14 protein-coding genes are annotated in these 13,005 nt (G+C 68.8%); 5 read left to right on the plus strand and 9 right to left on the minus strand.

Annotated elements, in window-relative coordinates; all coding sequences use genetic code 11:
- Positions 1-7 precede the first annotated feature (7 nt).
- Positions 8-1,507 carry an MFS transporter gene (locus CF165_RS17845; protein WP_093948662.1) on the minus strand — a complete coding sequence of 500 codons (1,500 nt, stop codon included), beginning with the start codon at positions 1,505-1,507 and terminating at the stop codon, positions 8-10.
- Positions 1,508-1,625: 118 nt separating this feature from the next.
- Here CF165_RS17845 and CF165_RS17850 point away from each other — a divergent pair, with 118 nt between their 5' ends.
- From CF165_RS17850 to CF165_RS17860, 3 genes are all read left to right on the plus strand, one after another.
- Positions 1,626-2,291: a TetR/AcrR family transcriptional regulator gene (locus CF165_RS17850; protein WP_093948663.1), complete on the plus strand. Its 666-nt coding sequence runs from the start codon at positions 1,626-1,628 to the stop codon at positions 2,289-2,291.
- Between the two features lie 87 nt (positions 2,292-2,378).
- Positions 2,379-3,215: a helix-turn-helix domain-containing protein gene (locus CF165_RS17855; protein WP_158226795.1), complete on the plus strand. Its 837-nt coding sequence runs from the start codon at positions 2,379-2,381 to the stop codon at positions 3,213-3,215.
- A 9-nt stretch (positions 3,216-3,224) separates the two neighbouring features.
- On the plus strand, positions 3,225-3,404 hold the full coding sequence (locus tag CF165_RS17860) for a DUF397 domain-containing protein (RefSeq protein WP_093948665.1): 180 nt from the start codon (positions 3,225-3,227) through the stop codon (positions 3,402-3,404).
- On the opposite strand, the gene CF165_RS17865 is transcribed toward CF165_RS17860, so the two are convergent.
- Complete coding sequence (locus CF165_RS17865) at positions 3,388-3,582, minus strand: PspC domain-containing protein (RefSeq protein WP_093948666.1); 195 nt, start codon at positions 3,580-3,582, stop codon at positions 3,388-3,390. The genes CF165_RS17860 and CF165_RS17865 overlap by 17 nt on opposite strands.
- A gap of 286 nt (positions 3,583-3,868) precedes the next feature.
- On the opposite strand from CF165_RS17865, the gene CF165_RS17870 reads away from it, so the two are divergent.
- Positions 3,869-4,741 (plus strand): hypothetical protein, encoded by an 873-nt coding sequence (locus tag CF165_RS17870; RefSeq protein ID WP_093948707.1) that lies wholly within the window; start codon positions 3,869-3,871, stop codon positions 4,739-4,741.
- Positions 4,742-4,781: 40 nt separating this feature from the next.
- Here CF165_RS17870 and CF165_RS17875 read toward each other — a convergent pair whose 3' ends face one another.
- The 6 genes from CF165_RS17875 to CF165_RS17900 all read right to left on the minus strand — a co-directional run bounded on the left by CF165_RS17875 (position 4,782) and on the right by CF165_RS17900 (position 11,173).
- The gene (locus tag CF165_RS17875) at positions 4,782-5,963 is read right to left on the minus strand and encodes an ABC transporter ATP-binding protein (protein WP_093948667.1); all 1,182 of its coding nucleotides are present in this window, start codon (positions 5,961-5,963) and stop codon (positions 4,782-4,784) included.
- Between the two features lie 4 nt (positions 5,964-5,967).
- Positions 5,968-6,807, minus strand: coding sequence for a carbohydrate ABC transporter permease (locus tag CF165_RS17880; RefSeq protein WP_093948668.1), 840 nt, complete (start codon positions 6,805-6,807; stop codon positions 5,968-5,970).
- Positions 6,807-7,769 carry a carbohydrate ABC transporter permease gene (locus CF165_RS17885; protein WP_093948669.1) on the minus strand — a complete coding sequence of 321 codons (963 nt, stop codon included), beginning with the start codon at positions 7,767-7,769 and terminating at the stop codon, positions 6,807-6,809. Before CF165_RS17885 ends, CF165_RS17880 begins: the two co-directional genes overlap by 1 nt.
- Positions 7,766-9,088, minus strand: coding sequence for an ABC transporter substrate-binding protein (locus CF165_RS17890; RefSeq protein WP_093948670.1), 1,323 nt, complete (start codon positions 9,086-9,088; stop codon positions 7,766-7,768). The genes CF165_RS17885 and CF165_RS17890 overlap by 4 nt, the downstream gene beginning before the upstream one ends.
- 243 nt (positions 9,089-9,331) lie before the next feature.
- A complete protein-coding gene (locus CF165_RS17895; protein WP_167441494.1) occupies positions 9,332-9,856 on the minus strand; it encodes a YflT domain-containing protein in 525 nt (174 codons plus the stop codon).
- 120 nt (positions 9,857-9,976) lie between these two features.
- Positions 9,977-11,173, minus strand: a complete 1,197-nt coding sequence (locus CF165_RS17900; RefSeq protein ID WP_093948672.1) for an acyl-CoA dehydrogenase family protein — start codon at positions 11,171-11,173, stop codon at positions 9,977-9,979.
- Positions 11,174-11,358: 185 nt separating this feature from the next.
- Between CF165_RS17900 and CF165_RS53420 the strand changes: the two genes are divergently transcribed.
- A complete protein-coding gene (locus CF165_RS53420) occupies positions 11,359-12,078 on the plus strand; it encodes a DUF4190 domain-containing protein (RefSeq protein WP_093948673.1) in 720 nt (239 codons plus the stop codon).
- Here the strand turns inward: CF165_RS53420 and CF165_RS17910 are convergent.
- Positions 12,075-12,959 (minus strand): SPFH domain-containing protein, encoded by an 885-nt coding sequence (locus tag CF165_RS17910; protein ID WP_093948674.1) that lies wholly within the window; start codon positions 12,957-12,959, stop codon positions 12,075-12,077. The two genes, CF165_RS53420 and CF165_RS17910, sit on opposite strands and share 4 nt — an antisense overlap.
- Between the last annotated feature and the right edge of the window lie 46 nt (positions 12,960-13,005).

Below are 13,005 nucleotides of genomic sequence, written 5' to 3' on the forward strand. Positions count from 1 at the left end.
ACAGGAACTACAGGTGGACGGCACCCGGCGCCGCTTCGCCCTTCGGGACGCCCGGGCGCAGCAGGAACGCGGTCAGCACCGCGCCCGCCACGTAGATCACGGCCGCCCAGGTGAACGCCGTCGTGTAGCTCTCGATCGACGCCTCGGCCGCGAGCTGCGGCGTCGGGACCTTGCCCGCGAGGTACGCCGTCGCCGCGTTGCCGGCCAGCGTCGACAGCAGCGCCGTGCCGATCGAGCCGCCGACCTGCTGCATCGTGTTCACCGCCGCCGACGCGACGCCCGCGTCGTGCGCCTCGACTCCGAACGTCGCGACGCTCATCGCCGGCGCCATCGCCAGCCCGATGCCGAAGCCCATCACCAGGAGCGGGCCCAGGACGCCGGACGCGTACGTGCTGTCGAGGCCGATCCCGCTGAGCCAGAACAGGCCCGCGGCGGCGATCGCCATGCCGGTCGGCACCAGCGGCCTCGGGCCGAAGCGCGGCAGCAGCACGGCCGTCGCCGACGTGGCGGACAGCATCAGCGTCGCCACCATCGGCAGGAACCCGACGCCGCTCTGGATGGGCGTGAACTGGAGGTTCTGCTGCACGTAGAACGTCAGGAACAGGAAGATCGCGAACATGCCGATGGCGAGCAGGAACATCGCCAGGTACGAGCCGCCGCGGTCCCGGTCGAGCAGCACGCGCAGCGGCAGCAGCGGGTGTTCGACGCGCTGCTGCAGCCACACGAACACGCCCAGCAGCACCACGCCCGCGGTCAGGAAGCCCCAGACCGAGGCCGACGACCACGAGTCCGACGCGGCGTTCGCGAAGCCGTAGACCAGGGCGAACAGACCGGCCGACGCGGTGATCGTGCCCGGCAGGTCCAGCTTCGGGCGCGGGCCGGCGTCCCTCTGGTTGCGCAGGAGGACCATGCTGCCGGCGAGCGCGACGACCGCGAAGATGATGTTCACGAACATGCACCAGCGCCAGTCGAGGTACTCGGTGAGCACGCCGCCGAGCAGCAGCCCGACCGCCGCGCCGCCACCGCCGATGGCGCCGAACACGCCGAACGCGCGGCCGCGTTCCTTCGGGTCGGTGAACGTCGTGGTCAGCAGCGAAAGCGTGGCGGGCGCGAGCAGCGCGCCGAACACGCCCTGGGCCGCACGGGCGACCAGCAGCATTTCGATGTTGGTGGCCGCGCCCCCGAGCGCGGACACCGCGGCGAAGCCGGCCAGGCCGACGAGAAGGGTGTTCTTGCGGCCGAAGAGGTCCGCGAGCCGGCCGCCGAGCAGCAGCAGGCTGCCGAACGCGAGGGCGTACGCCGTGACGACCCACTGCCGGGCGTCGTTGGAGAAGCCGAGGTCGACCTGGGCGGACGGCAGCGCGATGTTCACGACGGTCGCGTCCAGCACGACCATCAGCTGCGCGATCCCGATCATCACCAGGATCAGCCACCGTCTGGCGTGGTGGGGGTTCTCGGCGGCGCGCGTGTCCCCCGACGGCGCGACGGCGAGCGTGGACTCGGTCATGGAATGTCCTCACAGAGAGTGATCAAGACACTATGTGGAGTAGGTATCTCCCCTTACGTGGCCCAAGGTACACAAGAACCGGAGACGGTGCCTCTACTTCAGGGGTTAGACTGGCGGTATGGCACGGGACACTGGTCCCGCCGCACCGGCGCGGCCGCTGCGACGTGACGCTGAACTCAACCGCCGTCGCATCCTCGCGGCGGCCCGCGAAGTGTTCGGCCTGCGCGGGCTCGAAGCCACGCTGGACGACATCGCCCACCACGCCGGCCTCGGCGTCGGCACGGTCTACCGCCGGTTCCCCAGCAAGGAACACCTGGTCGAGGCCATGTTCGCCGAGCGGATGGAAGAAATCGGCCGGCTCGCCGAGGACGCGCTGAAGACCGAAGACGCGTGGCAGGCGTTCGTCGACTTCACCTGGAAAGCCGTCGAACTGCACTCCTCCGACCGCGGGCTCCGCGAGATCATGCTGTCCAACAAGTTCGGCCACGAGCACGTCGCCGAAGAGAAAGCCCGCTTGGTGCCGTTGGTCACACAGCTCGTCGAGCGCGCCAAGGCGCAGGGCGGGCTGCGCGCCGACTTCGCCCCGACGGACATCCCGCTGCTGCACATGATGGTCGGCTCGGTGGTCGAGTTCACGTGCGCGGTGGACCCGGACCTGTGGCGCCGCTGCCTCGCGATGCTGCTCGACGGCCTCCGCGCCGAGCCCGGCAAGGCGTCGGAGCTGCCCCACCGGCCGCTCGAGGTGGCGGAAGTCGAAGAAGCGATGTCCTGCTGGCAGCCCTGATGGGGTGATCGCCACGGGATCCCGGCGCCGCCCTCCCGCCCGGACACTGCTGCCCGCGCGATCATGGCTGACGGGGAGGTGCGCGGGTTGGCGTATTACAGCGTTCCGGCGATCAGGCGGCTGCAGCTCGGGAGAGAGCTGAAGGCCTGGCGGGAACAGGCCGGGCTGACGCTGGAGCAAGCCGGCGGGGACCTCGATCTGTCGAAGAGCACGCTGTCGCGGCTGGAGAAGGGGCAAGGAGCCATTCACCCGCTCCACGCGCGGGCGATGGCGGAGCTGTATCGCGTGCCCGAGGACGATCTCGTCCGGTTGGTCGACATCGCCAGGGAAGCGCGGCGGCCCAACCAGAACCGGATCGAGGGGGTGTCGGCCAACAGCTACCCGGCGCTGGAGGCCGAGGCGGTCTCGGTCCGCAACTTCGAGCTGGCGTATGTGCCGGGACTCCTCCAGACCGAAAGCTTCACCCGCGCCCTGTACGCGCACCACGGCACTCGGGAACGCAACCACAAGCTGCACGTGCGTATGCGCCGCTGCGAGCGGTTGAAGGGCGACGATCCGCTGCGGCTGCACGCGATCGTGGACGAAACCGCACTGGTGCGGCCGATCGCGGAGCAGCACGTGCTCGTTGCTCAGTTGCTGCACATCGCCGAACTGACCGAGTTGCCGAACGTCACCGTCCAGGTGGTGCCTGCCGAAACCGGGCTGTACCGCGGGTTGCGGGGCGCATTTTCGCTGCTCAGCTTCCCGCCGGACACAATCGGCGATCTCGCCTACGTGGACCACGCCGCCGGTGCCCTGCAGTTGGTCAAGCCGGGCCAGCTCGTCGAGCTTTCCCGTCGATTCAAGGACATCGGTAAGCTCGCTCTGAGCGAGGCGGAATCCTGCAATCTCCTGCTCCGGCTCGCGGACCGGCTGAGCGAGTAGGGGTGTGCAGTGGACCTGGTATGGCGTAAGAGCAGCTACAGCGGCGACGAGAACCAAGCCTGCGTCGAGGTGGCCCTCACCTCTCCCGCCGTGGCCGTCCGGGACTCCAAGGACCCCGCCGGACCGCACTTCGCCGTCGGGGCCACCGCTTGGCGCGGCTTCCTCACCTCCGTCACTCGGACGGAATGACCGCCCACATGATCAGGTAGGCCACGAACTGCGGCCCGGGCAGCAGGCAGGACAGCACGGCCAGCAGCCGGACCGTTCCGGTCTTCATGCCGTACCGCTGCGCCAGGCCCGCGCAGACGCCGCCGATCATGCGGCCGTGGCGGGGACGGGACAGCCGTCGTGTGACCGGTGCGCTCATCGTCGTTTCCCTTTCCTCGAAGTTCCGATACCGCTACTTCACCACCGGAGTACCCGCTTCCGCATCGCTCGCGGGAAGGATCGTTCCCTTAGGGGATGGTAAATCCGAAAATCGTTCAGCCGCCTGGGGAACCATGCGAAGTCCGGGCGGAAATCCGATGACCTGCGCGTTCTTCTCCCGATGTCGGGTCAATAGTGAGACATGTCCCCGTCAGGGCTGGTTTTTCGGCCCGATGTGGTGATACTTGCACCCCGTGTACCCGCGTTCGAAATCCTTGGTCGTCGCGATGCTCTGCGCCCTGCTCGCCGCCGGTTGCGCGAAGACCCAGGCCGCGCCCGAGCAGAGTTCCGGGCCCACCCCGCTGACCGCTTCCGCCGCCCTCGGCGACTTCGGGAGCGTCGACTACTGCAGCCTGCTGGACGTCCCCGAGGTCGCGCCCGGCGCCGTGGCCGTCCCCACGTTCGAAAGCTGCCGGGCCACGCTCGGCCCGCGCACGATCCTCGTCGGGCCGCTGGCGTTCGACTCCGACCCGAACATCAAGCCCTACGCCTACCTCGGGCAGGTGCCCGACGGCGTCGCGATCCAGCAGTCGATGTTCAACGACCGCAGCGCGTGCACCCGTGCGATCACCTTCGCCGACGGCAACCGGCTCGACCTGTCGGTCACCGACACGGGCACTGACCAGGCCTCGCGCTGCGGCGTCGCGGACGCCGCCGTCGGCTCGGCGCTGGACGCGATCACCGCGGACAAGGTCCGGCGGCTGACGTTCCCGGACCGCTCGTGGGGCCGGGTCGCGCCGTGCGTCCTGCTCGACAGCCACGACCTCGACGCCGCCGCCGGGGCCGCCAGCCGGCCGACGACCGGCCTGTCCGGGCACAGCTGCATCCGCGGCAAGGTCAGCCTCAAGCTGACGGTGGAAACCGAGGTCGCGGACAGCCCACCCGAGGCACTGGGTGGCCGCGAGGCCCGGGTCCGCGTGGCGGGCGCGTTCTGCCTGGTCGACACCACCCAGCCGGCCCCGGGCCTGCCTGGACGCCGTGAGCTGGCGGAGATCAGCGTCGTCGAAACCGCGGGCACCGCGGGCGACGCCACGTGCGCACTGGCCCGCACGGCGGCGGCGTCGATCCTCCCCCGCCTCCCGACCCCCGGACAGCCGTGAAGGCCATCCCGGAACTCCGAGATGGCCTTCACGGACCTGCTCAGTCCTCGTAGGTGAGGTTCTTGCCGTTCGAGGGGTCGAACAGCTTGATCTTGTCCGCGTCGTACCAGACCTCGAGGTCCGCGTTCTCCGCCGCGGACGACTCCGCCGAGAGGCGGGCCACGATCTGGGACTCCGCGCCCGGCACGTCCGCGGACCCGCTGTCCGCGGCCAGCTCGGCCAGCTCCGCGGCGGTGGCGGCTTCGCCCTCCAGCGTGAAGTGGGCGAACTTCTCCGAGCCCATCGACTCGAGCACGTCGATGTGCGCGGTGAAGGTGGCGCCGCCCGTCTTCTGGCCGGCTTCCACCAGCGCCGCGTCTTCGAAGTGCTCCGGCCGGATGCCGACGATGACGTCGCGGGGCGCGTTCGCCCGCTCCACCAGCTGCCGGACGCGGTCCGTCAGCGGCGTCGTGCCCAGCGCACTCCGCAGTTCGTTGTTCTCCAGCGTCGCCGGGACGAAGTTCATCGACGGCGAACCGATGAACCCGGCCACGAACAGGTTCGCCGGGTTGTCGTAGAGGAACTGCGGCGAGCCGATCTGCTGCACGTACCCGGCCCGCAGCACCACGACCCGGTCGCCCAGGGTCATGGCCTCGGTCTGGTCGTGCGTCACGTACAGCGTCGTCGTGCCGAGCTGCTTCTGGATCTTCGACACCGAGGTCCGCATCTGGCCGCGGAGCTTGGCGTCCAGGTTGGACAGCGGCTCGTCCATCAGGAACGCCTTCGGGTTCCGGACGATCGCCCGGCCCATCGCGACGCGCTGGCGCTGGCCACCGGAAAGGTTGGCCGGCTTGCGGTCCAGGTGCTGGGTCAGGTCGAGGATCTGGGCCGCCTCCTCCACCTTCGCGCGCACCGTCTTGTCGTCGACCTTGGCCAGCCGCAGCGGGAACGCCATGTTCTCCCGGACGCTCATGTGCGGGTAGAGCGCGTAGGACTGGAACACCATCGCGATGTCCCGGTCCTTCGGGGCCTTCTCGTTGACGCGCTGCCCGTCGATGCGCAGCTCGCCGGAGGTGATGTCCTCCAGCCCGGCCACCATGTTCAGCATGGTCGACTTCCCGCAGCCGGACGGGCCGACCAGGACCAGGAACTCGCCGTCCCCGATCGTCATGTCCACTTCGGACACCGCGAGCGCGCCGTCGGGGTACTTCTTCGACACCTTGTCGAGCACGATCTCTGCCATAGCGCTACCCCTTCACCGCACCGGAGGTCAGCCCCGCCACGATGCGACGCTGGAAGAACAACACGAACACAATGATCGGGATGGTGATCACGACCGCGGCCGCGCACACCTGCCCGGTCGGGTCCTCGAACTGCGAGGACCCGGTGAAGAACGACAGCGCCGCCGGCACCGTGCGCGACGCCGTGGTCGATGTCAGCGAGATGGCGAACAGGAAGTCGTTCCAGCAGAAGATGAACACCAGGATCGCCGTGGTGAACACGCCCGGCGCGGCCAGCGGCGCGATCACCTTGCGGAACGCCTGGGCCGGCGTCGCGCCGTCCATCTTCGCCGCCTTTTCCAGCTCCCACGGGATTTCCCGGAAGAAGGCGGACAGCGTGTAGATCGACAGCGGCAGCGCGAACGTGATGTAGGGCAGGATCAGCCCGGGCCAGGTGTCGAACAGCCCGATGTTCCGCTCGATGTTGAACAACGGCGTCACCAGCGACACCTGCGGGAACATCGCGATCAGCAGCGACAGCCCGACGAGCAGCTGCTTGCCGGGGAAGTCGAGCCGGGCGACCGCGTACGCGGCCATCGTGCCCAGCACCACCGCGATCAGCGTGGAGATGATCGCGATGCCGATCGAGTTCACCAGCGCCAGCAGGAACTCCGAGGTCGCGAAGATGTCCGCGTAGTTCTGCCAGGTCCACGACTGCGGGATGAACGACCCGTCGGTGATCGTGTCCTTGGTCTTGAACGACAGCGAGATCACCCAGAGCACCGGCACCAGCGCGAACACCAGCACGAGGATGTCGACGAGGCCCCACCTGACCTTGCGGCCCGTCGTGACGGTTCCCATCGTCATCAGCGCTTACCCCCGTTGTCCGAACCCGGTGCGGCCGTGCCGAACACCTTGATGAAGATGAACGCGATGATCGCCACCGTGATGAAGATCAGCACCGCCATCGTCGACCCGACGCCGAGGTTGAGGCCCTTGACCAGGTTGTCGTAGGTCTGCATGGACACCGAACCGGTGTCCTGCGCGCCGTTGGTGAGCACGTAGATGTTGTCGAAGATGCGGAACGCGTCGAGCGTGCGGAACAGCAACGCCACCAGGATCGCCGGCTTCATCACCGGCACCATCACCTTCGTGAACCGCTGCCACGCGGTCGCGCCGTCCATCGCCGCGGCCTTGAGCAGGTCGTCCGGCACCAGCGCCAGGCCCGCCATCAGCAGCAGCGCCATGAACGGCGTGGTCTTCCACACCTCGGCGCCGATGATGATGAACAGCGACGGCCACTGCTCGGTGAGCGGGGCCGCGTCGGAGGCGAGGAGGTTCGCCAGGTAGCCGGTCTTCGGCGTCCACGCGTAGTACCACGAGAACGCCGCGACGACGGTGACGATGCCGTACGGGATCAGCGCGACGGTGCGGACCAGGCCACGGCCGACGAGCGTCCGGTGCATGATCAGCGCCAGCGCCATGCCGAGCACGAACTCGATCGCCACGGACACCACGGTGAGGAACATCGTCGTGCCGAACGCCGTCCACCAGTACGAACTGGACAGCACGGCCGCGTAGTTGTCGAACCCGATGAACTTCTGCTGCGCCGGGAACCGCAGGTCGTACCGCTGCAGCGACAACCAGAGCGAGTAGAGGATCGGGTAGCCGGTGACCGCGATCATCACGATGAACGCCGGCGCGCACAGCCACAGCCCGAGCCTTCTCTCGGCTTTCTTTCCTTCGGAGAGCACGGGTTTGGCCTTCTTGCGGGACGTCGCCTCCTCGGCGACGGTGGCCCCGGCCGGGGTCGAGTCCTGGACGGTCACGGGATCACTCCCTTCGACTGGAGCGCGTCACCGAGCTGCTCGCGCAGCTTGGCCGCGGTGGCCTGCGGGTCGATTTCCGACGGCGGCGAAAGGACCTTCGACATGACCGTCGAGGCGTTCTGGTACGCCGGGGTCAGCGGGCGCACCGCGGCGGTCTTGAGCGCGGTGAGGATCGCTTCGCGCATCGGGTACTGGATCGCCATGTTCGGATTGTCGGCCGACGCCGGCTTGCCCGGGTCGAGCGGGACGTCGTTGTGGTACACCGATTCGATGCTCGGCGGCACGCCGTCGTTGATCGCGGAGATCTTCTGGCTTTCCGGGCTGCGCAGGCACAACGCGGCCTCGAAGGCTTCCGGCTTGTGCTGCGAGTAGGTGCTCACCGCCAGGTCGAACCCGCCGATCGTGGTCCGGGCGGGCATCCCGGCCTGGGCCTCCGGGTAGACCGCCCACTTGAAGTGCGGGAGGTCGGCCTTCTTGTCCTTGGCGTAGGCGGCGTAGACGTACGGCCAGTTGAGCTGGAACGCGGCCTGGCCGCGCTGGAACGCCTGCCGGATGTCGTCCTCCTTCATGTTGCTCAGCGACGGATCGGTGAGCCCCGAGGTCGAGACCTTCTTGAGCAGTTCCAGCGCCTTCACGGCGCCGTCGTCCATCACGACGGACTTGCCGTCGTCGGACAGGATGTGCCCGCCCATCGACGCGACCAGCGTGTTGTAGAAGACCACCAGGCCTTCGTACTGCGCGCCGGTGAACACGATCTCGTAGGGCTTGCCCCGTTGCTTGAGCTCCTGGGACTGCTGCATCATCTCGTCCCACGTCTTCGGCGGCGTGGGCGTGACGCGGTCGTCGTACCAGAGCAGCTGGACGTTGGTGTTCTTCGTGGCCGCGTACAGCTTCCCGTTGTGGGTCGCCGTGTCCAGCGGCCCCTGCAGGACGCCCTGCGACGCCTCCACCTTGTTCTGGCCGGTCCATTCCTCGGCCCAGCCCGCTTCGGCGAACTCCGAGACCCACGTGACGTCGAGGCCCAGGATGTCCATGGCGGTGTCGCCCGCGGCCAGCCGGCGCGCCATCTGCAGCCGCTGGTCGTCCGCCCCGCGCTGCAGCTTGTTGTAGACGATTTCGTACTTCCCGGCCGCCTTCACGTTGCAGGCGTCGACAACCTTCTGGAAGTTGTCCTCGGGCGACATGTAGATATTGATCTTGAGTCCGGAACTCGTCCCGCACCCGGCCAGCATGCCCGTCACCAAAGCCCCTGCCCCCAGCAGGACCGCGGTGCGGCCGGGCGAGCGTCCCCGTTTGCCCGCGCCGATCCTCTTCCCCATCAGGCCTCCTCACCCGCGTGCACGCCGGTTACCGCGGTACCCGGTGGGCACCGCGACGCGATGAGGCGAACCGCGCCAGCACCCCGACGTGCTAGTGCTCGGGCCGCCGCGCTGGTTGGGCGAGGCCGCCCGACTGGTGTCGGCCAACTTATGCCGGGCGATCACACCCCGCAAGCAGTATCGGTAACGATTCAGCGCACCGCGCGCCGAATCGTGATTTTTCCCTGGTAAAGACCCGCTTTTTCAGGCGTTCGCGGACGGCGGTTTCAGAGCGAGCTTGGCGAGCAGTTCCCGGCCCTGCTCGGCCGAGCGCGGCTGGCACAGGACGTCGTAGCGGCCGGCGACCAGCTGGCTCGCCGACGAGAAGTCCCGCCGTCCCCGCGACATGCTGTACCCGATGGCGGCGAACATCAGCCCGGACAGCACACCGAGCACCAGCCCGGTCAGCAGCTGGAGCGCGAAGCCCTGGTTGACGAACAACCCGAGCAGCAGCCCCGCGAACAGACCGAACCACGCCCCGGACACCGCGCCGGTGCCGAGGACCCGGCCCCAGCTGAGCCTCCCGATGACGCGCTCGACCAGCATCAGATCGACGCCGACGATCGTGACGTCACCGACCGAAAACTCGCTGTCCGCGAGGAAGTCGACCGCCTGCTGCGCCTCGCCGTAGGTCGCGTACGACCCGATCGGCCAGCCGGTCGGCGGGGTCGGCAGCCGCGGCAGCCCACCTTGCGCCCGGCCCCCGCCAAAGGGACTACTCACCATCATCACCTGCGCACTCGTGGTCCTGGGTGTCCATCTTGTCAAGAACACCCGGACCGTGCGAGCCGCTTACCCCGAAAGGCCGGGCGGGAATTGTCGATTCGACGACAAAGCGCGTCCCGGACTTCACGAGCGGGACTTGTACTCCCGCAGCAGGCCGCGGCTGATGATGGTCTTCTGGATCTCGCTGGTGCCCTCGCCGATCAGCAGGAACGGCGCCTCGCGCATGAGCCGCTCGATCTCGTACTCCTTCGAGTACCCGTAGCCGCCGTGGATGCGGAACGCGTCCTGCGTGACCTCCGCGCAGTACTCGGACGCGATGAGCTTCGCCATCCCGGCCTCGACGTCGTTGCGCGCGCCGGAGTCCTTGAGCCGGGCCGCGTTCACCATCATCAGGTGGGCCGCCTCGACCTTGGTCGCCATCTCGGCCAGCTTGAACGCCACGGCCTGGTGCTCGGCGATCGCCTTGCCGAACGTCTTGCGCTGCTGGGCGTACTCCACCGCGAGCTCGAACGCCCGGATCGCGATGCCGCAGGCGCGCGCCGCGACGTTGACGCGGCCGACCTCGACACCGTCCATCATGTACGCGAAGCCCTTGCCCGGCGCTTCGCCGAGGACCATGTCGGCGCCGATCTTGTAGCCGTCGAAGACCGCTTCGGTCGTGTCGACGCCCTTGTAGCCCATCTTGTCGATCTTGCCGGGGATGGTCAGCCCGGGAGCCACCTCGCCGAAGCCCTCGGGCTTCTCGACCAGGAACGTCGTCAGGTTCTGGTGCGGCTTCTCGGCGCCTTCGTCGGTCTTGACGAGCAGCGCGATCAGGTTGGACGAGCCGCCGTTGGTCAGCCACATCTTCGAGCCGTCGATGACGTACCCGTCGCCGGTCTTCTTCGCCTTCGTCTTGATCGCGGCGACGTCCGAGCCGAGGTCGGGTTCCGACATCGAGAAGGAGCCGCGGACTTCGCCGGTCGCCATCCGCGGCAGGAAGTGCTGCTTCTGCGCTTCGGTGCCGTGGCGGGAGATCATGTGCGCGACGATGAAGTGCGTGTTGATCACCCCGGACACGCTCATCCAGCCCCGCGCGATCTCCTCGACGACCAGCGCGTAGGTGAGCAGCGACTCGCCGAGCCCGCCGTACTCCTCCGGGATCGTGATCCCGAACAGGCCCATCTCCTTCATGCCCTCGACGATGTCGGCGGGGTAGGTGTCGGCGTGCTCGAGCTCCTGCGCGTGCGGGATGACCTCCTTGTCCACGAACTGGCGGACGGTCGCGAGGATCTCCGACTGCACGTCGGACAGGCCGGCGGTCTGGGCGAGACGGGCCATCACAGCTCCCTTTCCGGAGTACGACGCCGCTCCCGGCGCTGGGTTACCGGTGAGTATGACCCGAAAGCCGCAACGCTGCTATGAGGACGCTCACGCTCCCGGCGGTCACGGTCGGTGGATCTCCCGCGGGCGGCGGCCGGCGAGCGGCTAACGTGGGAGCCCTGCACGCATCGAGGGGACTCGTCATGACCGACCCGTCCGGGGACAAGGACCGTCCGGCCACCGACCCGACCGCGGCGTACGACCCGCCGCCGACCGGCGACCCGGCGCCGTACGCGCCGGAGAACTACGACCCGCCGGCGTCCGACGCGACCACGTCCGACACTGCGGTGTCCGACACGACGGTGCCGGACCCGGCCATCGACGGCACCACGGCCGCTCAGGACACCCCTGCCGCCCACGACAACACCGCCGCCTCCGACAACCCCGCCGCCCCCGACAGCACCGTCACCTCCGAGCAGCCCGGTCAGCTGCCGCCCGGTGCGTTCGAGACGCCCGCGGCACACATCCCCGGCACGCCCTACGCCGCTCCGGGCGAACCGCAGCCGGTGTACCAGCCGCCGTTCCAGCAGCAGACCTTCCAGCAGCCCTACCCGCCGCCGTACGGGCAGCCGTACGCGCCGCCTGCGCCGTACGGGCAGCCGTACCCGGCTCCGCCGCGCGGGCAGGACAACGCCCTCGCGATCGGCGCCCTGGTCTGCTCGATCCTCGGCTTCTGCTCCGGCATCACGGCGCTCGCCGGGCTGATCATGGGCCACATCGCGCTGAGCAAGACGAACCGCGGCGAAGCGGGCGGCCGCGGGCTGGCCACGGCCGCCGTGATCGTCGGCTACGTCGTGATCGCGCTCTGGGTCGGCTTCTTCACCACCCTGATCATCCTCGGCGCCAACGGCTACCTGAACTAGTCGGCTGCGGGCAGCACGGCGTCGCCGGGGCTGCGCGGCGACGGCGCCGCGTGGCCGTTCGCCTCCGGCTTCGCCTCCACGGCTTCGGGTTCCGGCTTGGCCTCGGCAGCGGGTGCCGCGGCCGCGGGCTTCGGCGTCTGCGCGTCCAGGAACCGCAGCAGCTCCACCGGGAACGGCAGCACCAGCGTCGAGTTCTTCTCCGACGACACCTGCACGACCGTCTCGAGCAGCCGCAGCTGCAGCGCCGCCGGGGTGTCGGCCATCTGCGCGGCCGCCTGCGAGAGCTTGTACGACGCCTGCAGCTCGCCGTCGGCGGAGATGACGCGCGCGCGCCGTTCCCGCTCCGCCTCGGCCTGCCGCGACATCGAGCGCTTCATCGCCTCCGGCAGCGCGACGTCCTTGATCTCGACGCGGTCGATGTGGATGCCCCAGTCCAGCGCCGGGCTGTCGATCATCAGCTCCAGGCCCTCGTTGAGGCGTTCGCGGTTGGACAGCAGGTCGTCGAGGTCGCTCTTGCCGATGATCGAGCGCAGCGACGTCTGCGCGACCTGGCCGACCGCCGACCGGTAGTCCTGCACGTTGACGGCCGCGACGACCGGGTCGATGACCTTGAAGTACACGACCGCGTCGACCCGGACCGTGACGTTGTCCCGGGTGATGCCGTCCTGGGCGGGCACCGGCATGGTCACGATCTGCATGTTGACCTTCTGCAGCCGGTCCGCGAACGGCACCAGCACCATCAGGCCGGGCTCCGCGATCCGCGACCGCACCCGGCCGAACCGGTAGACCAGGCCGCGTTCGTACTGCTTCACCACACGCACGCTGGCCGCGAGCCAGGCTCCACCCGCGACGACGACGGCGCTGAGAATCTCCACCACCATGACTGCTCCCGGGGTTGCGTTATCCCGTGAAATCCCAGCGTACGCT

The organism is Amycolatopsis vastitatis (genome assembly GCF_002234595.1).
Lineage (GTDB): Bacteria > Actinomycetota > Actinomycetes > Mycobacteriales > Pseudonocardiaceae > Amycolatopsis > Amycolatopsis vastitatis.

Bases quoted from the DNA above. Each gene is read 5' to 3' on its own strand.
- CF165_RS17875 (WP_093948667.1), bottom strand. From the start codon at position 5,963: ATGGCAGAGATCGTGCTCGACAAGGTGTCGAAGAAGTACCCCGACGGC.
- CF165_RS17900 (WP_093948672.1), bottom strand. From the start codon at position 11,173: ATGGCCCGTCTCGCCCAGACCGCCGGCCTGTCCGACGTGCAGTCGGAG.
- CF165_RS17845 (WP_093948662.1), bottom strand. From the start codon at position 1,507: ATGACCGAGTCCACGCTCGCCGTCGCGCCGTCGGGGGACACGCGCGCC.
- CF165_RS17890 (WP_093948670.1), bottom strand. From the start codon at position 9,088: ATGGGGAAGAGGATCGGCGCGGGCAAACGGGGACGCTCGCCCGGCCGC.
- CF165_RS17910 (WP_093948674.1), bottom strand. From the start codon at position 12,959: ATGGTGGTGGAGATTCTCAGCGCCGTCGTCGTCGCGGGTGGAGCCTGG.
- CF165_RS53420 (WP_093948673.1), top strand. From the start codon at position 11,359: ATGACCGACCCGTCCGGGGACAAGGACCGTCCGGCCACCGACCCGACC.
- CF165_RS17880 (WP_093948668.1), bottom strand. From the start codon at position 6,807: ATGACGATGGGAACCGTCACGACGGGCCGCAAGGTCAGGTGGGGCCTC.
- CF165_RS17895 (WP_167441494.1), bottom strand. From the start codon at position 9,856: ATGATGGTGAGTAGTCCCTTTGGCGGGGGCCGGGCGCAAGGTGGGCTG.
- CF165_RS17865 (WP_093948666.1), bottom strand. From the start codon at position 3,582: ATGAGCGCACCGGTCACACGACGGCTGTCCCGTCCCCGCCACGGCCGC.
- CF165_RS17870 (WP_093948707.1), top strand. From the start codon at position 3,869: ATGCTCTGCGCCCTGCTCGCCGCCGGTTGCGCGAAGACCCAGGCCGCG.
- CF165_RS17850 (WP_093948663.1), top strand. From the start codon at position 1,626: ATGGCACGGGACACTGGTCCCGCCGCACCGGCGCGGCCGCTGCGACGT.